This window comes from Mesorhizobium sp. B264B1B, assembly GCF_020165765.1.
Classification (GTDB): Bacteria; Pseudomonadota; Alphaproteobacteria; order Rhizobiales; family Rhizobiaceae; genus Mesorhizobium.
In genome coordinates this window covers 53,688-72,086 of sequence record NZ_JAIUIS010000022.1, presented here as the reverse complement: position 1 = coordinate 72,086, position 18,399 = coordinate 53,688, and the positions used below count along the sequence as shown (strand labels likewise).

At 64.7% G+C, this 18,399-nt stretch carries 24 protein-coding genes and 1 tRNA gene; 16 read left to right on the top strand and 9 right to left on the bottom strand.

Annotated features, from left to right (window positions below; all coding sequences use genetic code 11):
• Positions 1 to 86 precede the first annotated feature (86 nt).
• The 4 genes from LB547_RS30390 to LB547_RS30375 all read right to left on the bottom strand — a co-directional run bounded on the left by LB547_RS30390 (position 87) and on the right by LB547_RS30375 (position 3,717).
• Positions 87 to 163, bottom strand: a tRNA-Arg gene (locus tag LB547_RS30390).
• Between the two features lie 128 nt (positions 164 to 291).
• Positions 292 to 1,122 (bottom strand): DUF429 domain-containing protein, encoded by an 831-nt coding sequence (locus LB547_RS30385; RefSeq protein WP_140764027.1) that lies wholly within the window; start codon positions 1,120 to 1,122, stop codon positions 292 to 294.
• Positions 1,123 to 1,139: 17 nt separating this feature from the next.
• Complete coding sequence (locus tag LB547_RS30380) at positions 1,140 to 2,063, bottom strand: DUF1003 domain-containing protein (RefSeq protein WP_140582905.1); 924 nt, start codon at positions 2,061 to 2,063, stop codon at positions 1,140 to 1,142.
• 760 nt (positions 2,064 to 2,823) lie between these two features.
• Positions 2,824 to 3,717: a D-alanyl-D-alanine carboxypeptidase family protein gene (locus LB547_RS30375; protein ID WP_140764021.1), complete on the bottom strand. Its 894-nt coding sequence runs from the start codon at positions 3,715 to 3,717 to the stop codon at positions 2,824 to 2,826.
• A gap of 208 nt (positions 3,718 to 3,925) precedes the next feature.
• Here LB547_RS30375 and LB547_RS30370 point away from each other — a divergent pair, with 208 nt between their 5' ends.
• The 3 genes from LB547_RS30370 to LB547_RS30360 all read left to right on the top strand — a co-directional run bounded on the left by LB547_RS30370 (position 3,926) and on the right by LB547_RS30360 (position 6,180).
• Complete coding sequence (locus LB547_RS30370) at positions 3,926 to 5,029, top strand: hypothetical protein (RefSeq protein ID WP_140764018.1); 1,104 nt, start codon at positions 3,926 to 3,928, stop codon at positions 5,027 to 5,029.
• A gap of 127 nt (positions 5,030 to 5,156) precedes the next feature.
• A complete protein-coding gene (locus LB547_RS30365; RefSeq protein ID WP_140491298.1) occupies positions 5,157 to 5,768 on the top strand; it encodes a nucleoside triphosphate hydrolase in 612 nt (203 codons plus the stop codon).
• Between the two features lie 94 nt (positions 5,769 to 5,862).
• Positions 5,863 to 6,180 carry a hypothetical protein gene (locus tag LB547_RS30360; protein WP_140559001.1) on the top strand — a complete coding sequence of 106 codons (318 nt, stop codon included), beginning with the start codon at positions 5,863 to 5,865 and terminating at the stop codon, positions 6,178 to 6,180.
• Positions 6,181 to 6,236: 56 nt separating this feature from the next.
• Here the strand turns inward: LB547_RS30360 and LB547_RS30355 are convergent, their stop codons facing one another.
• The 3 genes from LB547_RS30355 to LB547_RS30345 form a co-directional block, all read right to left on the bottom strand.
• A complete protein-coding gene (locus LB547_RS30355; protein ID WP_140514401.1) occupies positions 6,237 to 6,941 on the bottom strand; it encodes a glutathione S-transferase family protein in 705 nt (234 codons plus the stop codon).
• A 192-nt stretch (positions 6,942 to 7,133) separates the two neighbouring features.
• Positions 7,134 to 8,342, bottom strand: coding sequence for a beta-ketoacyl-[acyl-carrier-protein] synthase family protein (locus tag LB547_RS30350; protein ID WP_140491304.1), 1,209 nt, complete (start codon positions 8,340 to 8,342; stop codon positions 7,134 to 7,136).
• A gap of 4 nt (positions 8,343 to 8,346) precedes the next feature.
• Positions 8,347 to 8,601, bottom strand: coding sequence for an acyl carrier protein (locus tag LB547_RS30345; RefSeq protein WP_140491308.1), 255 nt, complete (start codon positions 8,599 to 8,601; stop codon positions 8,347 to 8,349).
• Positions 8,602 to 8,803: 202 nt separating this feature from the next.
• Between LB547_RS30345 and LB547_RS30340 the strand changes: the two genes are divergently transcribed.
• From LB547_RS30340 to LB547_RS30320, 5 genes are read left to right on the top strand one after another with little or no spacing between them, the layout of a single operon-like run.
• Positions 8,804 to 9,646, top strand: a complete 843-nt coding sequence (locus LB547_RS30340) for an urease accessory protein UreD (RefSeq protein WP_140655347.1) — start codon at positions 8,804 to 8,806, stop codon at positions 9,644 to 9,646.
• A gap of 28 nt (positions 9,647 to 9,674) precedes the next feature.
• The gene (locus tag LB547_RS30335; protein ID WP_140655344.1) at positions 9,675 to 9,977 is read left to right on the top strand and encodes an urease subunit gamma; all 303 of its coding nucleotides are present in this window, start codon (positions 9,675 to 9,677) and stop codon (positions 9,975 to 9,977) included.
• A 10-nt stretch (positions 9,978 to 9,987) separates the two neighbouring features.
• Complete coding sequence (locus tag LB547_RS30330) at positions 9,988 to 10,242, top strand: DUF1272 domain-containing protein (RefSeq protein WP_140655341.1); 255 nt, start codon at positions 9,988 to 9,990, stop codon at positions 10,240 to 10,242.
• Between the two features lie 51 nt (positions 10,243 to 10,293).
• Entirely contained in the window at positions 10,294 to 10,887 is a 594-nt protein-coding gene (locus LB547_RS30325; protein WP_140764015.1) for a HupE/UreJ family protein, read from the top strand.
• Positions 10,888 to 10,893: 6 nt separating this feature from the next.
• Positions 10,894 to 11,199, top strand: coding sequence for an urease subunit beta (locus LB547_RS30320; RefSeq protein ID WP_140491317.1), 306 nt, complete (start codon positions 10,894 to 10,896; stop codon positions 11,197 to 11,199).
• 80 nt (positions 11,200 to 11,279) lie between these two features.
• Here the strand turns inward: LB547_RS30320 and LB547_RS30315 are convergent, their stop codons facing one another.
• Complete coding sequence (locus tag LB547_RS30315; RefSeq protein ID WP_140514393.1) at positions 11,280 to 11,768, bottom strand: hypothetical protein; 489 nt, start codon at positions 11,766 to 11,768, stop codon at positions 11,280 to 11,282.
• Positions 11,769 to 11,899: 131 nt separating this feature from the next.
• On the bottom strand, positions 11,900 to 12,265 hold the full coding sequence (locus LB547_RS30310) for a hypothetical protein (protein WP_140662378.1): 366 nt from the start codon (positions 12,263 to 12,265) through the stop codon (positions 11,900 to 11,902).
• A gap of 167 nt (positions 12,266 to 12,432) precedes the next feature.
• On the opposite strand from LB547_RS30310, the gene ureC reads away from it, so the two are divergent.
• The 8 genes from ureC (at position 12,433) to ureG (ending at position 18,363) form a co-directional block, all read left to right on the top strand.
• Positions 12,433 to 14,145, top strand: coding sequence for an urease subunit alpha (gene ureC, locus LB547_RS30305; RefSeq protein ID WP_411970500.1), 1,713 nt, complete (start codon positions 12,433 to 12,435; stop codon positions 14,143 to 14,145).
• A 126-nt stretch (positions 14,146 to 14,271) separates the two neighbouring features.
• A complete protein-coding gene (locus tag LB547_RS30300; RefSeq protein ID WP_140491324.1) occupies positions 14,272 to 14,760 on the top strand; it encodes a DUF29 domain-containing protein in 489 nt (162 codons plus the stop codon).
• A gap of 50 nt (positions 14,761 to 14,810) precedes the next feature.
• Entirely contained in the window at positions 14,811 to 15,404 is a 594-nt protein-coding gene (locus LB547_RS30295) for a hypothetical protein (RefSeq protein ID WP_140764012.1), read from the top strand.
• 45 nt (positions 15,405 to 15,449) lie between these two features.
• Complete coding sequence (locus tag LB547_RS30290) at positions 15,450 to 16,055, top strand: glutathione S-transferase family protein (RefSeq protein WP_140554598.1); 606 nt, start codon at positions 15,450 to 15,452, stop codon at positions 16,053 to 16,055.
• The gene (gene ureE / locus LB547_RS30285) at positions 16,052 to 16,624 is read left to right on the top strand and encodes an urease accessory protein UreE (protein ID WP_140764009.1); all 573 of its coding nucleotides are present in this window, start codon (positions 16,052 to 16,054) and stop codon (positions 16,622 to 16,624) included. The genes LB547_RS30290 and ureE overlap by 4 nt, the downstream gene beginning before the upstream one ends.
• Positions 16,608 to 17,288: an urease accessory protein UreF gene (locus LB547_RS30280; protein ID WP_140764006.1), complete on the top strand. Its 681-nt coding sequence runs from the start codon at positions 16,608 to 16,610 to the stop codon at positions 17,286 to 17,288. Before ureE ends, LB547_RS30280 begins: the two co-directional genes overlap by 17 nt.
• A complete protein-coding gene (locus LB547_RS30275; protein ID WP_140563595.1) occupies positions 17,285 to 17,725 on the top strand; it encodes a DUF3995 domain-containing protein in 441 nt (146 codons plus the stop codon). The genes LB547_RS30280 and LB547_RS30275 overlap by 4 nt, the downstream gene beginning before the upstream one ends.
• Complete coding sequence (gene ureG / locus LB547_RS30270; RefSeq protein WP_140491334.1) at positions 17,722 to 18,363, top strand: urease accessory protein UreG; 642 nt, start codon at positions 17,722 to 17,724, stop codon at positions 18,361 to 18,363. The genes LB547_RS30275 and ureG overlap by 4 nt, the downstream gene beginning before the upstream one ends.
• Positions 18,364 to 18,399: the final 36 nt, after the last annotated feature.

Genomic DNA, 18,399 nt, shown 5'->3' with positions numbered 1-18,399 from the left:
CTCCAAAACCCCTTCGGGCCAAAAGTGTTACCCATGTCTCCGGTATAAACCGTAACCTATGTGTCCGGAACGGACCCAGTTTTTACTGGCGCACCCGACAGGATTCGAACCTGTGACCTCTGCCTTCGGAGGGCAGCGCTCTATCCAGCTGAGCTACGGGTGCTTCCCGGCGGGCCGGAAAACGAACCGGGTGAACCGGCAAGTCACGGCTTCTTAGCGGAAGCGGGCGCGGGCTTCAACGGGCAATTGGAGTTCGGCCGCATCCAACGGCACGCCGGAAACCTGGGCGGCTTAGCTGATCGGCACCCCGCGCAAAATTGCTGCCGCCGTCAGCCTCTCATGAACGCCGTTGATCGCCGGAGCGATCATGTAGCCACTATCCAGATCTCCAATCATTACAGACAGCTCGCGCGGGGCAGCCAACCAGTGCAATCCGATGAGCCCGCAGATGATCGCGTCAACCTTGTCCTGGTCGGCCTTTTTCGGCGATCTCAGCGCTGAATGTGCCGTGCACCATTGTTCCAGTTGGTCGAGCGCTCTTAGCGTTCCGAATTGATGGATTGTCGAGCCAACCGCCTGCCAGTCCTCCTCCCTAAAGCGTTTTCGTCTCGTTGGATTGTACTTGGGAGCACCAAGTCGGCGGCAGAATGCCCGGTCAATAGTTGCCAGCGCCAGCGCAGGAAAGACTTCGATGAGGAAGAGCCCGGTCGAAGCGGTTCGGGCTAAATCCGGGTCTTCGATAGCTCCAAGATCCCTCTTGAAGCGCCAGATCGGAGCCGTGTCGTCAAACATTCCCAGTTTCGAGCGGTTGGCCGGCTGCACGCCTCCGCCAATCCAGGAGATAAGTGCGCCGGCAACCTTGTCGACCGGGCGCGAGCCGCTGGTGTTTGGCACGATGGTCGGTTGGTCGAGCGCCACCAAGCATTTATCGGTGTCCGAACGCTCTCCTCGAATTATTTCAAGTGCGTCGCCAAATGACGCGAGCCGAGGCTCGAGGTACAGCCGTGCTCCCAGTCCATCGATACGGATAACGCAAATCGCGCCAGGCGCCTTGGGGCTATCTGTCCAGGCCGAGTCAAAGCCAACAACTGAAATGGAGCAGGTACTCAAGTCGGGTTTCATCTCGTCTTCGCCACCCCTCACCCGCCCGCCTCGCTCTTCACCGCCCGCCTCCTCACTCCCCTTGCCGCCCTCTTCGCCTTCTTCGCGCCGGTCAGCTCGTGCATGGCGTCGAGCTGCATCTGCTGCATCTCGGCCAGGCGCGTCCATTGGCGCGAGATGAGGTAGTCGAGTTTTTCGTGCAAATGGCGCACTTCGAGCTCGGCCTTGAGGTTGACGCGGTAGTCGTTGAAGGAGCGCAGGCGGTCTTTCACCTCCTGGCGCTTCTGGCTCATCATGATGATGGGCGCCTGGATGGCGGCGATGCAGGAAAGCAGCAGGTTGAGCAGGATGAAGGGGTAGGGATCGAAGGCGCGGTTCAAGCCCTCGAACAGATTGATGGCGATCCACACCAGGAGCACGCCGGCGAACGAGATCAGGAACCACCAGCTGCCGCCGAAGGCCGCCATGTTGTCGGAGACGCGGTCGGCGAAGGAGCGGTGCTCCTCGAACTCCTCTTCCGAGTTTTCCGAAATCGTGTCCTGCCGGGCGATCGATTCCACCACCTGGCGGTCGAGCTCGGAGAATTCGCCGTGTTCCTGCTGGAGCAGCTCCTCCATGTAGCGCATGCGGTAGCGGCCGAGCTCCTCGCGGCTGATGCGGGCGCCATGCGGCAGGTCCGGATGGTCGGAGCGGATGCGGTCGGCCAGGCTCGGGCGCAAATCGTCGATGCGCACCAGGTCGCGCTTGCGGAATTTGCGGCCCGAGATCGCCGACGGTCTTTTCTTGGGCTTGGCCCGCGAGGCTCCGGGCAAGGCGGGCTCGGAGTCCGGCACCTCCGGCGTGTCGAAATGCTCGTCCGAAACCCCATGCAGGTCCTCTCCGGTGGTCGGCGCCTCGAAATATTCGCCGCCGCTGTCATTGTCCGCCGCCTGCTGCTCGGACGCCTTGGGGAGAGTGCTCATGATGCGGGCTCCTGCTGTGGTGGAAGACGATAGACCGACGGGGCGATGCTTAGCCAGCATCGCGGCGACTTGGCATGCCTATGCCACGCCTTGCGGACGATTGCGTGACAGGAAGGGGCAGCGGGCCGCCTTTCGGGGCTCGCCTGGTAGAGAGACATTCGAGGTTGGCGGCGGCTCTGTGAAATCGTCATCAACCGCTGAGGAACCATAACGGGGGCGAAGCTCCGTCGCGGAGCCTGGATCCATTCCGTGGCATTGGCCGCAGTGGAGCAGAATTGCGAACCGTTGCGGCGCCTGCCGAGTCGCGGCATGGGTCCTCGCGCCGCGTCGCTGCGCTCCTTGCTCCGCCCGTGGATGACGAAGTGATTGGCTGGTGCCCTGGGCGACGGTAATAAAAACCCGCCTTGCGGCGGGTGGCTGGCGCAAATCAGCACCATAGCGAGAAGAGTAGCATAGTTGCCTTCACCCTGTCAAGAAAAAATTCCTATCGGGTCAGTCGACGCCATCGCCCGCTTTCGAGCGACTGCGCCGCCCCTCACTGTCCTGCCGGACATCTCTCCCCGTAGAACGGGGGAGAGAGGGGCTGTTATCGCCGGTTTCGCCCATCACCAACGCTGCAAAAAGGGTGCCGAGGTTGCGGCCAGCCCCTTCTCCCCGTCACTATACGGGGAGAAGTGCCTGGCAGGGCGATGAGGGGCGGCACTGACTTCGATAGTTGAGCAAGCTGGTCCGAAGCGAGGCAGCCCCGCAGCTCGCCCGCTCACTGCTGTTCGGCGTACATCACCCTGGTCGGGGCGTCGGCAACCGCCGGCGATAGGTTGCGCTGGATCAGCGCCTCGACATGGTCGTTACGCTGGCGGGCGCTGTCGGCGCCCATCACCACCACGATCAGCTGGCGGCCGTCGGCTTCGTAGGAGGTGACGATGTTGAAGCCGGAAGCCCTGATATAGCCGGTCTTGATGCCGTTCACGCCGCGCACGCGGCCGAGCATGTCGTTGTGGCCGCGCACCAGCCGGCCGCGGAACATGAAGTCGCTTTCGGAAAAATAGTGGAAATGCTGGGGGAAGCGCTGGTGCAGCGCCATGCCGAGCACCGCCATGTCGCGCGCGCTGGTGACCTGGCCGTCGTCGGGCAGGCCCGAGGCGTTGCGGAAAACGGTGCTGGTCATGCCAAGCTGGCGCGCCTTCGACGTCATCATGGCGGCGAACTCGTCCTCCGAGCCGCCGAGATATTCGCCCACCGCCACCGCCACGTCATTGGCCGACTTGACGACGATGGCGCGGATGGCGGAATCGACGTCGATCGTTTCCCCGCGCCGGAAGCGCATCTTGGTCGGCGGCTGCGAGGCGGCGTGGTCGGAGACCGGGATCTGCGTTTCCTTGGAGACGCGGCCGCTCTCCATCGCCTCGAACAGGAGGTAGAGCGTCATCATCTTGGTCAGCGAGGCCGGATAGCGCTGGGCCCTCGAATTGACCTCGAACAGCTGCTTTCCGCTTCTGATATCGACGACGATGGCCGCGTATTTCTGCGGCGGCGCCGGCACGGCGAGCACAGAGTCCGGCGGTGTCGTGGTCGAGCAGCCCGCAGCCATCAGCAACAGGCCAAGGGCGACGAAAAGTCTCTGGACGAGCGGAAGGCGACGCTGGTTGGACAAGGGCAAGTCTGTTCGGGTCAGGCTGTTGCTGAGATGCGGCGAAGCTAACGTAACCCGCCGGCTGCGTCCATTTGGTTAATAGCGGTAGCCCCAGCTTTGTCTGCTTTCGCAAGCTTGCGTTCCAAGGTGATGCAAAATGCCGGTCGCGGCGCTTGCGCAACCGGCGGCGAAGGGTTCTTGTTGCGCCTTCGGATTCGATGAGAGCGCAATGGATACGGTCACCCTCAAGGCACGCGGCATTTCGGTTTCGCTGGACACCACGGTCGGCCATATCGCCGACATGGTGGTCGAGGATGGCGGGCGCCGGCTGCGGCCGCTGCACCGCGCACCCTGGGTCGGCGCGCCACGCGAGACGCTGCCGGCCGACCTGCCCGAGGGCACGGTGCGGCTGTCCGGCGATTTCCTGTGCGCGCCGTTTTCGCGCAGCGACGTCGAGGAAGCGCCGCTGCATGGCTGGCCAGCCAACAGCGCCTGGGACGTCACCGAAAGCAGCGCCGTGGACGGCGGCTGGCGAGCCGTTTTCCGGCTGCGCCGCAAGGTCATGGGCGCGACAGTCGACAAGATCCTGACGCTGCGCGACGGCCATGCCTTTCTCTACCAGGAACATGTATTTTCCGGCGGCCACGGCGCGATCTCCGTCGCCCATCATCCGATGACGGCGATGACGGATGGCGGCCGGCTGGCCTTTTCGCCAAAACGCTTCGCCGCCTCGCCCGCCGATCCGCTGGAGCCCGATCCCACGCGCGGCCGCTTCCTGCTCGCCTATCCCGGACGCAGCAGCGATCTCGGCCGTTTTCCCGCCGCCGGCGGCGGCACGCTCGACCTGACGGATTACCGCATGGACGACCGGCGCGAGGATTTTGTCACGCTGGTCGAGGGCGATCATGGCGGGCCGGGCTGGACGGCCCTGGCGCGCCGGGCCGAGGACGATCTGGTTCTGGTGCTGAAGAACCCGGCGGAGTTGCCGGTCACCATGCTGTGGTTCAGCAATGGCGGCCGCGACTACGCGCCGTGGAGCGGCCGGCATCTCGGCGTGCTCGGCATCGAGGACGGGCGCACGGCGATAGGCCATGCCGCCTCGATCGGCGACAACTGGCTGACGCGCGAAGGCGTGGCGACGGCGTTCGCGCTCGGCGAAGGCCCCAGCGTCTCCTTCCGCCATGTCATCGGCGCCCTGCCGCTGTCGGGCGGCGAGCCGCCGCAGGAGGTCACCACGGCGGACGGCCGCATGCGGCTCCTGGGCGGAGGCTCGGCGCGGGAGGTGCCGTTCGACAGCGATTTCCTGCGCATCGGGCAGGCCGCGGCTGGTTGAGTGGATGCTTCGAACGTCGGCTTTTGACATTTGACACGGCCCCTTACCCAAAATGCCGGTTTGAAATTTCCGCCGAGTGCCGCCAGAATAACGGTCGCGCCAACCATCAGGGGCAAGCGAGGCCGCCATGTCCGAAATCGCCCATCTCGCCGCCACCATCTTCAAGCGCGCCGGCAAGGCAAAGCGCTTCATCGTCGCCATTGCCGGTCCGCCGGGGGCCGGCAAGTCGACATTGTCGGCCAGCCTGCACGATCTGCTGCCGGAAGGCGCCGTCGAGGTCGTGCCGATGGACGGCTTCCACTATGACGACGTCGTTCTCAACCAGCGCGGGCTGCGCGCGCGAAAGGGCGCGCCGGATACGTTCGACTTCGGCGGCTTCGAGACGCTTCTGAAGCGCATCCGGGCCGGCGAGCCCGACATCGCCATCCCGGTGTTCGACCGCGGCATGGAACTGTCGCGCGCGGCGGCGGCGATCATCGGCGCGGAGACCAAATTCATCCTGGTCGAGGGCAATTACCTGCTGCTCGACGAGGAGCCGTGGTCGCGGCTGGCGCCGCTGTTCGATTTCTCGATCTTCGTCGAGGTGCCGCGCAACGAGCTCGAGCGCCGGCTGATGGAGCGCTGGCACGAACATGGCCGCTCCGAGGAGGATGCGCGCGCCTGGATCGCCTCCAACGACATGCCCAACATCGAACGCGTGCTGGCGCGGCGCCGGGCGGCCGACCTGGTGATTGGTTAACCTGCTTAATTGTCGGTATTTTTCGACGGGAACCTTAAGGGGTTTCGCACCGTTATGGCCGGGAACCGATTGTCCTGCGTAAGGGGATTTTGCAATGGCAACCAAGGCAAGAAAACCCGCGACCGCCAAGACCAGGACGACGAAGACGACGCAGGCGAAAGCCGGCGCTGGTCCGGCGATCGCCGAACGTTCGAAGGACGCAAAGCCCAGCTTCGGCAAGGCCGCGCCTCGGAAGGTCGCGGCCGCGGCCGCAAAGCCGGCCAGCGCGCGCAAGCCGGCCCCAGAGAAATCCGGCGCCGTCCGCACCGTGGCAAGCGTCGCGGCCGGCGCGGTGGTGGCGACGGCACGCGGCGCCGCTTCGCTGGCGGCTTCCGTGATGGGCAAGGGCGGCCCGAAAGCCAAGGCGAAATAGCCCAGCCGGGCCGGCCAAGGCTACGATATCCCGCGCCCCAGGGCGGCCGGGCCGCTTCAGCCCTTTGCCGGGATTGTCAGGCCCTTCTGCACCGCCGGCCGAGCCAGGCCGCGCTCCAGCCATGCCGCCACATGCGCGAAATCATCGAAGCCGACGAGGTCGCGCGCTTCATAGAAGCCGATCAGGTTGCGCACCCAGCCGATGAGCGAGATGTCGGCGATGGTGTAGTCATTGTCCATGATCCATCGGCGGCCCTTCAGCCTGCCGTCGAGAACGCCGAGCAGGCGGCGCGATTCATCGCGGTAGCGCTCCAGCGGCCGCTTGTCGGCGATCTCGCGGCCGGCGAATTTGTGGAAAAAGCCGACCTGGCCGAAGATCGGGCCGACGGCCGCCATCTGGAAGAACACCCACTGGATCGTCTCGTAGCGCCGCGCCGCGTCCGCCGGGACGAGCAGGCCGGTCTTGTCGGCGAGGTAGAGCAGGATGGCGCCGGACTCGAACAGGCCGATCGGCTTGCCGTCGGGACCGTTCGGATCGATGATCGCCGGTATCTTGCCGTTGGGATTGAGCGACAGGAATTCCGGCGTCCAGCTTTCGTTTTTGCCGATGTCCACATAGTGCGGCTCGTAGGCCAGGCCGATCTCTTCCAGGGCGATCGATATCTTCACCCCATTCGGGGTCGTCGCCGAATAGAGCTGGATCCGGTCCGGGTGCCTGGCCGGCCAGCGGGCGGTGATTGGATAGGCGGACAGGTCGGCCATCGAGAACTCCTGGGCGGGGATTTCGCACCGAGCGGCGCGGTCTGGGTGAGGTCGGCAAAGAATTAGGCGCAGGCCCAGGGATGATCAATGCGGCGGCAGACGTTTGGCCGTGCACGCACAGTCAACAAACCGAATGATGCCGGCATCGGGAGCCGGCAGATTGACCTGCCGGGCAGAGCACGATCGCCGGGATCAGATCGCCTTGAAGGCCAGCACCGCATTGGTGCCGCCAAAGGCGAAGCCGTTGCTGATGGCGGCGCGCACCTTGCGCTCGCGCGCGACGTTCGGCGTCACGTCGAGATCGCAATCGGGGTCGGCCTCGCGGAAATTCGCCGTGGGCGGCACCACGCCCTCTCGGATCGCCATCACGCAGGCGATCATCTCCAGCCCGCCCGAGGCGCCAAGGCAATGGGCATGCATCGACTTGGTCGAGGAGACGGAAAGCGAGCGCGCGTGCTCGCCGAAGACGCGCTTGATCGCGGCGGTCTCGATCTGGTCATTGGCCTTGGTGCCGGTGCCGTGCGCATTGAGGTAGTCGATGTCCTCGGGATTCAACCCGGCGTCCGCCAGGCAGAAACGCATCGCCGCTTCCGGCCCTTCTATGGTCGGCGCAACGATGTCGGAGGCATCGGCCGAGAGGCCGGCGCCGACGATTTCGGCGAGGATGTTTGCGCCGCGCGCCACCGCATGATCGTAGCTTTCCAGAACCGCCATGCCGGCGCCTTCGCCCAGCACCAAGCCCTGACGATCGGCCGAAAACGGCCGGCAGGTATCGGGCGACAGCACGCGCAGAGCCTCCCACCCCTTCAGCACGCCCCAGACCAGCGGCGCCTCGGTGCCGCCGGCGACCATGACGTCGGCGCGGCCGAGCCTGATCTGGTCGACCGCCGATGCGATGGCGTGGTTGGCCGACGAGCAGGCCGAAGTGACGCCGAACACCGGTCCGCGCAGGCCGAGATGCATGCTGACCTGGCCGGCGGCGGCGCCCGGCATGACCTTCGGCACCGTGAAGATGCCGGCGCGATTCTTGCCCTCGATCAGGATGGCGCGATAGTTCTCCTCGACCGTCTCGAAGCCGCAGACGCCGATGCCGATAACGGCACCCATGCGGTAGGTATTGTCCGCATGGGCGGCCAAACCGGACTGCTGTAAGGCTTCGCGGGCGGCAATCACCGCCAACAGGCTGAAACGGTCCATCGACACCAGCTGCTTGCGCTCGATGCCATGGTCGGGCAGCGCCTTGATCTCGCAGCCGATCTTGACCTTCAAATCGTGCAGGAACGGGTTATCGATGGGGCCGATCGCCGAGCGGCCGGCGCGCATCTCGGTCCAGATCGCCGGCACGTCGGTGCCAAGCCCGCACAAACCGCCGATGCCGGTAATGACGACGCGCTTGTGCATCCGGTCAGGCTTTTTTCGCGATCAGCGCGCGAACGGCCTCGACCATGTCGCCAACATTCTTCAGGTTGCTCCAGGCATCGACCGTGTTCATCTCGATCTCGATGCCATACTGCTCCTCGAGATCGAAGATGATCTCGGTCAGTTCCAGCGAATGGATGCCGAGCGCCGTCAATTCGGTGCTGGTGGTGATCTCCTCGCCGCCCGGCTCGGCATGAGCCTTGATCTTTTCGATGATTTCGGTCGCCAGTTGGTCAGCCATTCGGTTTCTTCCCCACTTTGTCGTTTCCCGACGCCAACTGAACAGCGCCTTTTTGTCCTCGATATCAGGCCGCGACCGTCGCCTTGGACCCCCGCCAGGCGTCGCATGAGCGTACCAAGGTGGCTCCCTCTATAGAAACGGAAACGCCATCAAGCAACAAGCTATATATCGACAAAACCGCCGCGGTGCTTAACCTGACGGCGTGGATACGATCGAACATACCGGATTTTCGGCCCCGCCGGCGCAGCGGGCGGCCGGACTGGCGCAGCTCGCCTGCGCCAGTCAAGACGGCCGCACACGGCTGCGCCGCCTCTATCAGGACGGTTCCGCCAAGATAAGGATGCCGGCCGTTTCCGGCGGCCCGCTGGAAGCCGTGCTGATCAACACCGCGGGCGGGCTGACCGGAGGCGACCGCCTCGGCTGGGAGATCGACGTCGGCGCGCATGCCAGCGCCACGATAACGACGCAGGCCTGCGAGAAAATCTATCGCGCCGCTTCCGACCGGGCCGAAGTCAGCGTCCGGCTAACGGTCGGCGAAAACGGCCGCGTCGCCTGGCTGCCGCAGGAGACCATCGTTTTCGACCGATCGGCCTTTGCCCGCACGCTCGACCTTGATCTTGCCGCCGGCGCCGAGGCGCTGGTGCTGGAAGCCACCGTCTTCGGCCGGACGGCGATGGGCGAACGCGCGGTCCAGGGCGGCTTTCACGACCGCTGGCGCGTCCGCCGGGGCGGGGCTCTCATCCATGCCGAGGATTTCCGCATCGGGCCCGACATCGCCGCGACCCTGGCGCGCCCACCGATTGCCGGCGGCGCCGTCGCCATGGCGACGGTGCTATTGATCTCGCCGCGGGCGGAAGCGCTTCTCGATCCGGTTCGGGAGATCATCGGCGGCCAGGGCGGCGCCAGCACCTGGAGCGTGCAGGAATCTGGCAAGCTTCTTGCGAGGCTGTATGCCGGCGACGGCTACCGGCTGCGCCAGCATCTGGTTCCGCTCGTCGGCTTGCTCAACGGAAAGGCGGGGCTGCCCAAAATATGGTCACTGTGATCGTGTCCGCATCATTTCAGGGAAACGCATGAACCTGACGCCGAGGGAAAAGGACAAGCTGCTGATAGCCATGGCGGCGGTCGTGGCGCGCAAGCGTCTGGAGCGCGGGGTCAAGCTCAATCATCCGGAGGCGATCGCGCTGATCACCGACTTCGTCGTCGAAGGCGCCCGCGACGGCCGTCCCGTCGCCGAGCTGATGGAAGCCGGCGCCTACGTCGTCAGCCGCGCCCAGGTGATGGAAGGCATCGCCGAGATGATCCATGACGTGCAGGTGGAAGCGACGTTCCCCGACGGCACCAAGCTGGTGACCGTGCATGAGCCGATACGGTGAGGAGACAGATATGCTTGAGCTGCGCCCGAACTGCGAATGCTGCGACAAGGACCTGCCGCCGGAAGCGACGGATGCGCTAATCTGCACCTTCGAATGCACCTTCTGCGCCGATTGCGTGGAAGACGTGCTCGGCGGCGTCTGCCCCAATTGCGGCGGCAATTTTTCGGCACGGCCGATCCGTCCGGCGGCAATGCTGAAGAAACATCCGGCGTCGACCAAGCGCGTCCTCAAAGCCGAGGGCTGTGGCCCGCGCGAGGCCGCGTGAACGCCAGACGATCCTGATAGGCCAGACGATCCCGATAGGAAAGACGCACCGATGATCTCAGCACAGATGAAACGCACAGCCCTCTCGGCGACCCTGCTCATGGCAGCCGCCATGCCCGCCTACGCCCATGTCGGGGCCGGCACGACCTCCTCCGTCGCGGCCGGCTTCATGCATCCGCTCTCCGGCCTCGACCACATGACGGTGATGGTCGCGATCGGCCTGTGGGCGGCACAGAAAGGCGGCAAGGCGGTGTGGGCATGGCCGGCGGCCTTTGTGGGCGTCATGCTGGCCGGTGGCGCGCTCGGCATGCTGCATGTGCCGCTGCCCTTCGTCGAGCCGGGCATATTGGCGTCGGTGGTGGCGCTCGGATTGTTCGTGGCGCTGGCAGTCGATCTTCCTGTCACGGCCGGCGTCGCCATCATCGGCGTGTTCGCGCTGTTTCATGGTCACGCCCATGGCACCGAAGTACCGGAAAATGCCGCAGGGCTTGAATATATGGCCGGCTTTGCCGTCGCCACGGCGCTGCTGCACGCCGCCGGCATCGCCGCCGGGCTTGGCCTCGGCAGGCGGTTTCGCGTGCTCATGCAGGCCGCTGGTGCCGCCTGCACGGCGATTGGGCTCGGCCTCGTCCTCGGCGCCGTGTGACGAACGATGATCCCGGGTGAAATCATTCCCGCCGACGGCGACATCGACCTGAACAAAGGCCTGCCGACGGTTACGCTCAAAGTGGCCAACAGCGGCGACCGGCCAATCCAGGTCGGCAGCCACTATCATTTCTTCGAGACCAATGAGGGCTTGAAATTCGACCGCGAACAGGCGCGCGGCATGCGCCTCGACATCGCCGCCGGCACCGCCATGCGCTTCGAGCCCGGACAGGAGCGCGACGTCACGCTGGTGCCGCTGGGCGGCAAGCGCGAGGTCTATGGCTTTCAGCAGAAGGTGATGGGCAGGCTGTGAGGCCGAGGGCGTCTCATGCGCGGCGTGCAAAGAGGGCAAAGGGCTTTCGGGCGAGTACGAAAGCGAGTTGTGCCCTCGGCTCAATCGGACGGCTTGGCCGCCGCATAGATGACGATCTTTCCGGGGTCGTCGAATTCCACGGCGAGAACGTCCTGCGCAAGCACGCGTCGCGAGTCGATGGCGTTGAACAGCAGCGCGTTGGCCTCGATCTCCTTGCGCAGCTCCGCAATGTCGTCCTGATGCTGCTTGACCTTGGTCTCGATCGCCGGCGGCGGACCGCCTTCGGTGCGCGCGGCATCGGTCAGGAACACGATATCGACCTTGTCGAGCTTGGATGTCTTGCGCACCGTGCCGATGTTTTCACGTGTCCGGTCGATCGCCCTGGCAACTTTGCCCGCTTCGGCATCGCTCCTGGTTTCTTCCTGCTTGACGTCCGAGCCGATGATCCGGTTGACGGTCTCGGGGCTTTCGAGCCCTTGTGCGTGAAGGGAGGCTCCGGGGCTGCCCGCCGCCAGGAATGCCATGGAGGCGAAGGCATAGAGCCGTCTCTTGCCGGGGTTGGTCGCCATCGCTCGCTCCTGGACGGGTTCGTTTCGCGGCGCCGTTCAGCGCCGATGAAACGAAACGGCTCCTGGCCGGCCAAGGTTCCCTTCCAGATAGCGCGGCGGACCGGACGACGGCCCGCCGCGCAGGCGCGCCGTCAGCTCGCCTTCTTGGTGATCAGGGTCAGGGCGCCGTTGGGCTCCATGCTGGCCGCGACCACCTGCGCCGAGGTCATTCCCTTGGCCTCGAGGGCGGATTTGACCTTGGGCGTGGCATCGATCGAGCTGCGCAGCTTCTGCAGGCCGGCATCGCCGCGCTGGGCGATCACCTGGTTGACCTGCGTCTGGGTGTCCTTCGGCAGTTCGGTGATGTCGACGATGTTGACGCTCTGGATCGTCGGCGCGGCCTGCTGCCCGCCGGGGGCGGGCGCGGCCGGCGCTGCCGGAGCGGGCTGCTGCTGGGCACTGGCGGCACCCGCCAGCATCAGGGTGGCGGCAGCGGCGAGAACTATCGTTTTGCGCATGGATTTTCCTTCCATCGATTTGGCAAACGGTCGTTTTGGGGTGACCCTCCAACCTCAACCGCCAAATGGGATCAGAAGGTGTCGACCAGCGGGTCATTGCGTGACCATTGGATGGCAGCAATGTGCAGCCCGGTTTCACCAGCACCGCAATTCGGGAGCAATCACTGATGGCCAGAATAACCCGCGCCGCCTATGCGCAGATGTACGGGCCGACGGTCGGCGACAGGGTGAGGCTTGCCGATACCGAACTCTTCGTCGAGGTCGAGAGGGATTTCACCATTCATGGCGAGGAGGTGAAATTCGGCGGCGGCAAGGTCATCCGCGACGGCATGGGCCAGAGCCAGGTTTCCCGCGCTGAAGGAGCGGTCGACACCGTCATCACCAATGCGCTGGTGATCGACGCCAGCGCCGGCATCTTCAAGGCCGATATCGGCCTCAGGGACGGCCGCATCGCGGCAATCGGCAAGGCCGGCAACCCGGACACACAGGATGGCGTCACCATCATCATCGGCCCCGGCACCGAGATCATCGCCGGCGAATGCAAGATCCTTACCGCGGGCGGCTTCGACGCGCATATCCATTTCATCTGTCCGCAGCAGATCGAGGAAGCGCTGATGTCGGGCATCACCACGATGCTCGGCGGCGGCACCGGCCCGGCGCACGGAACGCTCGCCACCACCTGCACGCCCGGGCCATGGCACATGGCGCGCATGATCCAGTCCTTCGATGCGTTCCCGATGAATATCGGCCTGTCGGGCAAGGGCAACGCTTCCCTGCCCGCGGCGCTCGAGGAGATGGTGCTGGGCGGCGCCTGCTCGCTGAAGCTGCACGAGGACTGGGGCACGACGCCGGCCGCGATCGACTGCTGCCTGTCGGTCGCCGACGACCATGACGTTCAGGTGATGATCCACACCGACACGCTCAACGAGAGCGGCTTCGTCGAGAACACGGTGGCGGCGATCAAGGGCCGCACCATCCACGCCTTCCACACCGAAGGCGCGGGCGGCGGGCATGCGCCCGACATCATCAAGGTCTGCGGCCTGCCCAACGTCATCCCGTCCTCGACCAACCCGACGCGGCCCTACACGGTCAACACGCTGGCCGAGCATCTCGACATGCTGATGGTCTGCCATCATCTGTCGCCGTCGATCCCGGAAGACATCGCCTTCGCCGAAAGCCGCATCCGCAAGGAGACCATCGCGGCGGAGGACATTCTGCACGACATCGGTGCCTTCTCGATCATCTCCTCGGATTCACAAGCGATGGGCCGCGTCGGCGAAGTGGCGATCCGGACCTGGCAGACCGCCGACAAGATGAAGCGCCAGCGCGGTTCGCTGCCGCAGGAGACCGGCAACAACGACAATTTCCGCGTCCGCCGCTATATCGCGAAATACACGATCAACCCTGCCATCGCGCATGGATTGTCCAGGGACATCGGCTCGGTCGCTGTCGGCAAACGCGCCGACCTGGTGCTGTGGAACCCGGCCTTCTTCGGCGTCAAGCCTGATATGGTACTGATCGGCGGCATGATCGCGGCGGCGCCGATGGGCGACCCCAACGCCTCGATCCCGACGCCGCAGCCGATGCACTATCGGCCGATGTTCGGCGCCTATGGCAAGGCGCGCACCAACTCGTCGGTAACCTTCGTCTCGAAGGCGGCACTGGAGTCCGGTCTGCACGGCCGGCTCGGCGTCGACAAGCAGTTCGCCGCGGTCGAAAACACGCGTGGCGGCATCGGCAAGCACTCCATGGTGCTCAACGACGCCACGCCGCATATCGAAGTCGATCCCGAGACTTACGAGGTTCGTGCCGACGGCGAACTCTTGACCTGCGAACCAGCGACCGTGCTGCCGATGGCCCAGCGATATTTTCTGTTTTGATAAGATCGCCGCGAGCCATTGCCCTCGTTAAATGCGGCGGTGAGTGGGTTGTGCCGACTGCCCGAATGGGCCCACTCGTTCTCCGCGGACTTGGAAATTGTGCACTTTGGGAGCAATATCTCCTCAATGAACAAGATATTTCGCAAACAGCAATTGACGCCCTACGAGGCCGACTATGCTCAGTGGTGCGCCGAGCAGGGCGCGTTGCTGCGCGAAGGTCGTCTTTCCGACCTCGATCGTGAGAATGTTGCCGAGGAGATCGAGAGCTTGGGGCGGAGCGACAAAAGGGAAATTGCGAGCAGGCTTGGCACTTTGGTCCTTCACTTGCTGAAATGGGAGTTTCAGTCTGAGCAGCGCAAAACGGGCTGGTTGCTGACAATTCGGGAGCAACGGCTTCGGATTGAGGGCCTGCTTGATGAAAGTCCGAGCCTCAAAAAATATCCTGCGCAGGTGCTCGATCGAGAGTTCAAGATAGCAAGATTAAAGGCATTGGACGAAACAGGCCTGAGAGATCGGGATTTCCCTGTCCATTGCCCCTATGGGATCAAGGAAATCTTGGACGATGATTATTTCCCAGGATCACCGTGGTCTTCAGACAACCTTATGCGCGAATAGACTGATAGTGATGTGTTGACGGACGTTCCATCACCTGGCGAGCATTCGGCATGGCCACCGAAATAGCTTCGCCCCACGACATCTTCCCGCATATCCGCATCGTCATGGGCATGGTGATCGGGCTCGGCGTCGCGCGCCTGTTGTCGGGGGTGGCGCGCATCGTCCAGCATCCCGGCCAGTACCGGCTCTATGCGGTGCATCTGGCCTGGGTCGCTTCGGTGCTGTTGATGCTGGTGCATTTCTGGTGGTGGGAGTTCGGCCTCTACGCCATCGAAACATGGACCTTCGGCAAGTACCTGTTCATCATCTTCTACGCCATCACCCTGTTCCTGCTCTGCGCGCTGCTGTTTCCGGATTCGATGCTCGACTACACCAGCTATGAGGATTTCTTCTATTCGCGCCGCGCCTGGTTCTTCGGCCTGCTGGCCGCGACCTACGTGCTCGACGTGATCGACACGCTGCTGAAGGGGCCGGAGCATTTCGCCCGCTTCGGCAACGAATATCTGTTCCGCACGCCGGTCTTCGTCGCGCTGTGCATCGCCGCGATCCTGGTGCGCGACCGCCGGTTTCACATCGCCTTCGTCGCGGCGGCGCTGATTTACCAGGTATCGTTCATCCTGCGGCTGTTCGACACGATCGTATGACGGCCGCGGATGCTCTAGGCTGACCGGGAAAGGCAGGGTTCAATCATGTACAAGGCCGTCGGATCGCGTGGATCCCGGGTCAGCCGTGTTCTGTGGATGCTCGAAGAACTCGGGCAGGCCTATGAATTCGTCGAAATTCCCCTGCGCTCGCCCGAAGCCTATGCGCTCAATCCCTCGGGCAAGGTGCCGATCCTGATCGACGGCGAGCTGACGCTGACGGATTCGGCGGCGATCTGCGTCTATCTCGCCGATAAGCACGCGGACAAGGGCATGGGCGCCAGTCCCGGCCTCGCAGGCCGCGCCGAAATGGATTCCTGGATGCATTTCGCCCAGTCCGAGCTGGAAGCGCCGTTGTGGAACAAATTGCGCCACCGTTTCCTGCTGCCCAGAGAGGTCCGGGTCGATGTCGGCCCCGCGGTCGCCTACGATTTCGCCTCCGAGGTCAAGGCGCTGGACCGCCGGCTGGGCGACAAGCCTTTCGCGCTCGGCGACCGGTTCTCGGCTGTCGACGTGCTGCTCGGCGACATGGGCGGCTGGGCCAGAGCCGGCCGCTTTCCAATAGAATCCGAACGCGTCAACGCCTATTTCGACCGCGTGCTTTCACGCCCTGCCCGTGCCCGGGCGCAAGCCAATGGCGGAGCCATGAAATGAAGCTCAACCTCAACACCGACTTCACGAAGTTCCCGCGCGCCATCTCGGTGCTGACCTCCGGCAATGCCGGCACCACGGCGCCATCCGGCCGCGCGGTTCTTGCCCATGACGAGCGGCATCTGCGCCGCCGGGCGATCGAATTGTCCGATGGCAGCAAGGTACTGGTTGACCTGCCGGAGCCCGTCACCCTCAACGACGGCGACAGGCTGGTGCTGGAAGACGGCCGCCACGTCGAGATCATCGCGGCGCCGGAGGAGGTCTATGATATCCGCGCCCGCGACGCCGTGCATCTGGCCGAGCTTGCCTGGCATATCGGCAACCGCCATCTCGCGGCGGTGATAGAGGCGGAGCGCATCCTCATCCTGCGCGATCATGTCATCAAGGCGATGCTGGAGGGGCTCGGGGCCACGGTGAGCGAGGTTTCCGAACCGTTCAAGCCGGTGCGGGGCGCGTATTCCGGCGGCCATGACCACGGCCATGCGCACGCCCACAGCCACGCCGAAGCGCACAGCCACGGCGGGTCGCATTCGCACAACCATTCGCACGACCACCATGATCACCACGACTGATCAGCCATCCGGCATCGCCCTGCTGCGATTGATGGCATGGCTGTCGCCGGTCTTTCCGGTCGGCGGCTTTTCCTACAGCCATGGCCTCGAACGCGCCGTGCATGATGGGCTGGTGACCGATGCGGCGGGCCTCGCCGCTTGGCTTGAAACGCTGGTCGAGATGGGCTCCGCCTGGAACGATGCCGTGCTGTTCGCGGAGAGCTGGCGCAACGCCCGCGACGGCGGCGATCTGGCCGAAGTCGCCGCACTGGCCGAGGCGTTGGCCGGGTCGCGCGAGCGCCATGCCGAGACGATGCTGCAAGGTGCTGCTTTCCTGAAGGCCGCGGCGGCGTGGCCCAACCCGGTGCGGGCGCGCCTGCCGGCGGAGTGTGCCTATTGCGTCGCCGTAGGCGCGGTCGCCGGCGGAAACGGCATCGCCTTGCCGGACGCCCTGTCCGCCTTCCTGCAGGCCTTCTTCTCCAATCTCGTCCAGGCTGCAATCCGGCTGGGTGTCATCGGCCAGAGCGACGCCGTGATGCTGCTCGCCAGCTTCGAAGTACTGGCCCTTGCGACGGCCGCCCGCGCATCCCGCTCGACATTGGACGATCTCGGCGGTTGCGCCTTTGTCTCTGATATCGTGGCGATGCAGCACGAAACCCAGTATTCGCGATTGTTCCGCTCATGATCGTCCTTGCCTTCGTCCTCTCATTCGTCCTGCTGGTGATCACCGCGTTGCACGTTTATTGGGGCATTGGCGGGATATGGCCGGGCAAGGATGCGGCGTCCTGCGCGCATGCGGTCGTCGGCTTTCGCGGCGTCGACGAGATGCCGGCGCCGTTCGCCTGCTTTGCCGTCGCCGCCTGCCTGGCGCTGGCAACGCTCTGGCCGATGGCTCTGGAGGGTGTGTTTGCCTCGCCCTTTCCCAGGGAAGGCCTCGCCGCCACCGCGCTGCTGATCGGGCTGGTGTTTCTCGGACGCGGCATTGCCGGCTTCACGCCCCGGTGGCGCCGGCTGGCACCGGAACAGCCTTTCGCGCGGCTCGATAGGAGCCTTTATTCGCCGCTGTGCCTGCTGATCGGGCTCGGCTTCGCAGTTCTCGCCATCACGGAGTTCCCGACATGACGCAGCCCAACGGTCCCCTTCGCATCGGCATTGGCGGCCCCGTCGGTTCGGGCAAGACGACGCTCACCGAGAAACTGTGCAAGGCGCTGCGTGAGGAATTCTCCATCGCCGTCGTCACCAACGACATCTACACAAGGGAAGACGCCATGATGCTGGCGCGGCTGCAGGCGCTGCCGGAAGAGCGCATCGTCGGCGTCGAGACCGGCGGCTGCCCGCACACCGCCATCCGCGAGGACGCCTCGATCAATCTGCAGGCGATCGCGGAGCTCAACCGCAAATTCCCCGATCTCGACATCATCTTCATCGAATCCGGCGGCGACAACCTTGCCGCCACCTTCTCGCCGGATCTCGCCGATCTCACGCTCTATGTCATCTCCGTCTGCCAGGGCGAGGAGATCCCGCGGAAAGGCGGCCCGGCGATCACCCGTTCCGATTTCCTGATCATCAACAAGAGCGACCTGGCGCCCTATGTGAACGTCAATCTCGACGTGATGGAGAGCGACGCCACCCGCATGCGCGGCAAGCGGCCGTTCGGCTTCACCGACCTGTCGCGCGGCAAGGGGTTGCGGGAGGTGATCGATTTCATCGTCGAGCATGGCGGCTTGAGGCTCGGGACCGCCGCAAGCACGGCGGCGTGAGCCGGCTGCACCAACCGAAACCGGTTGCGGGCACAA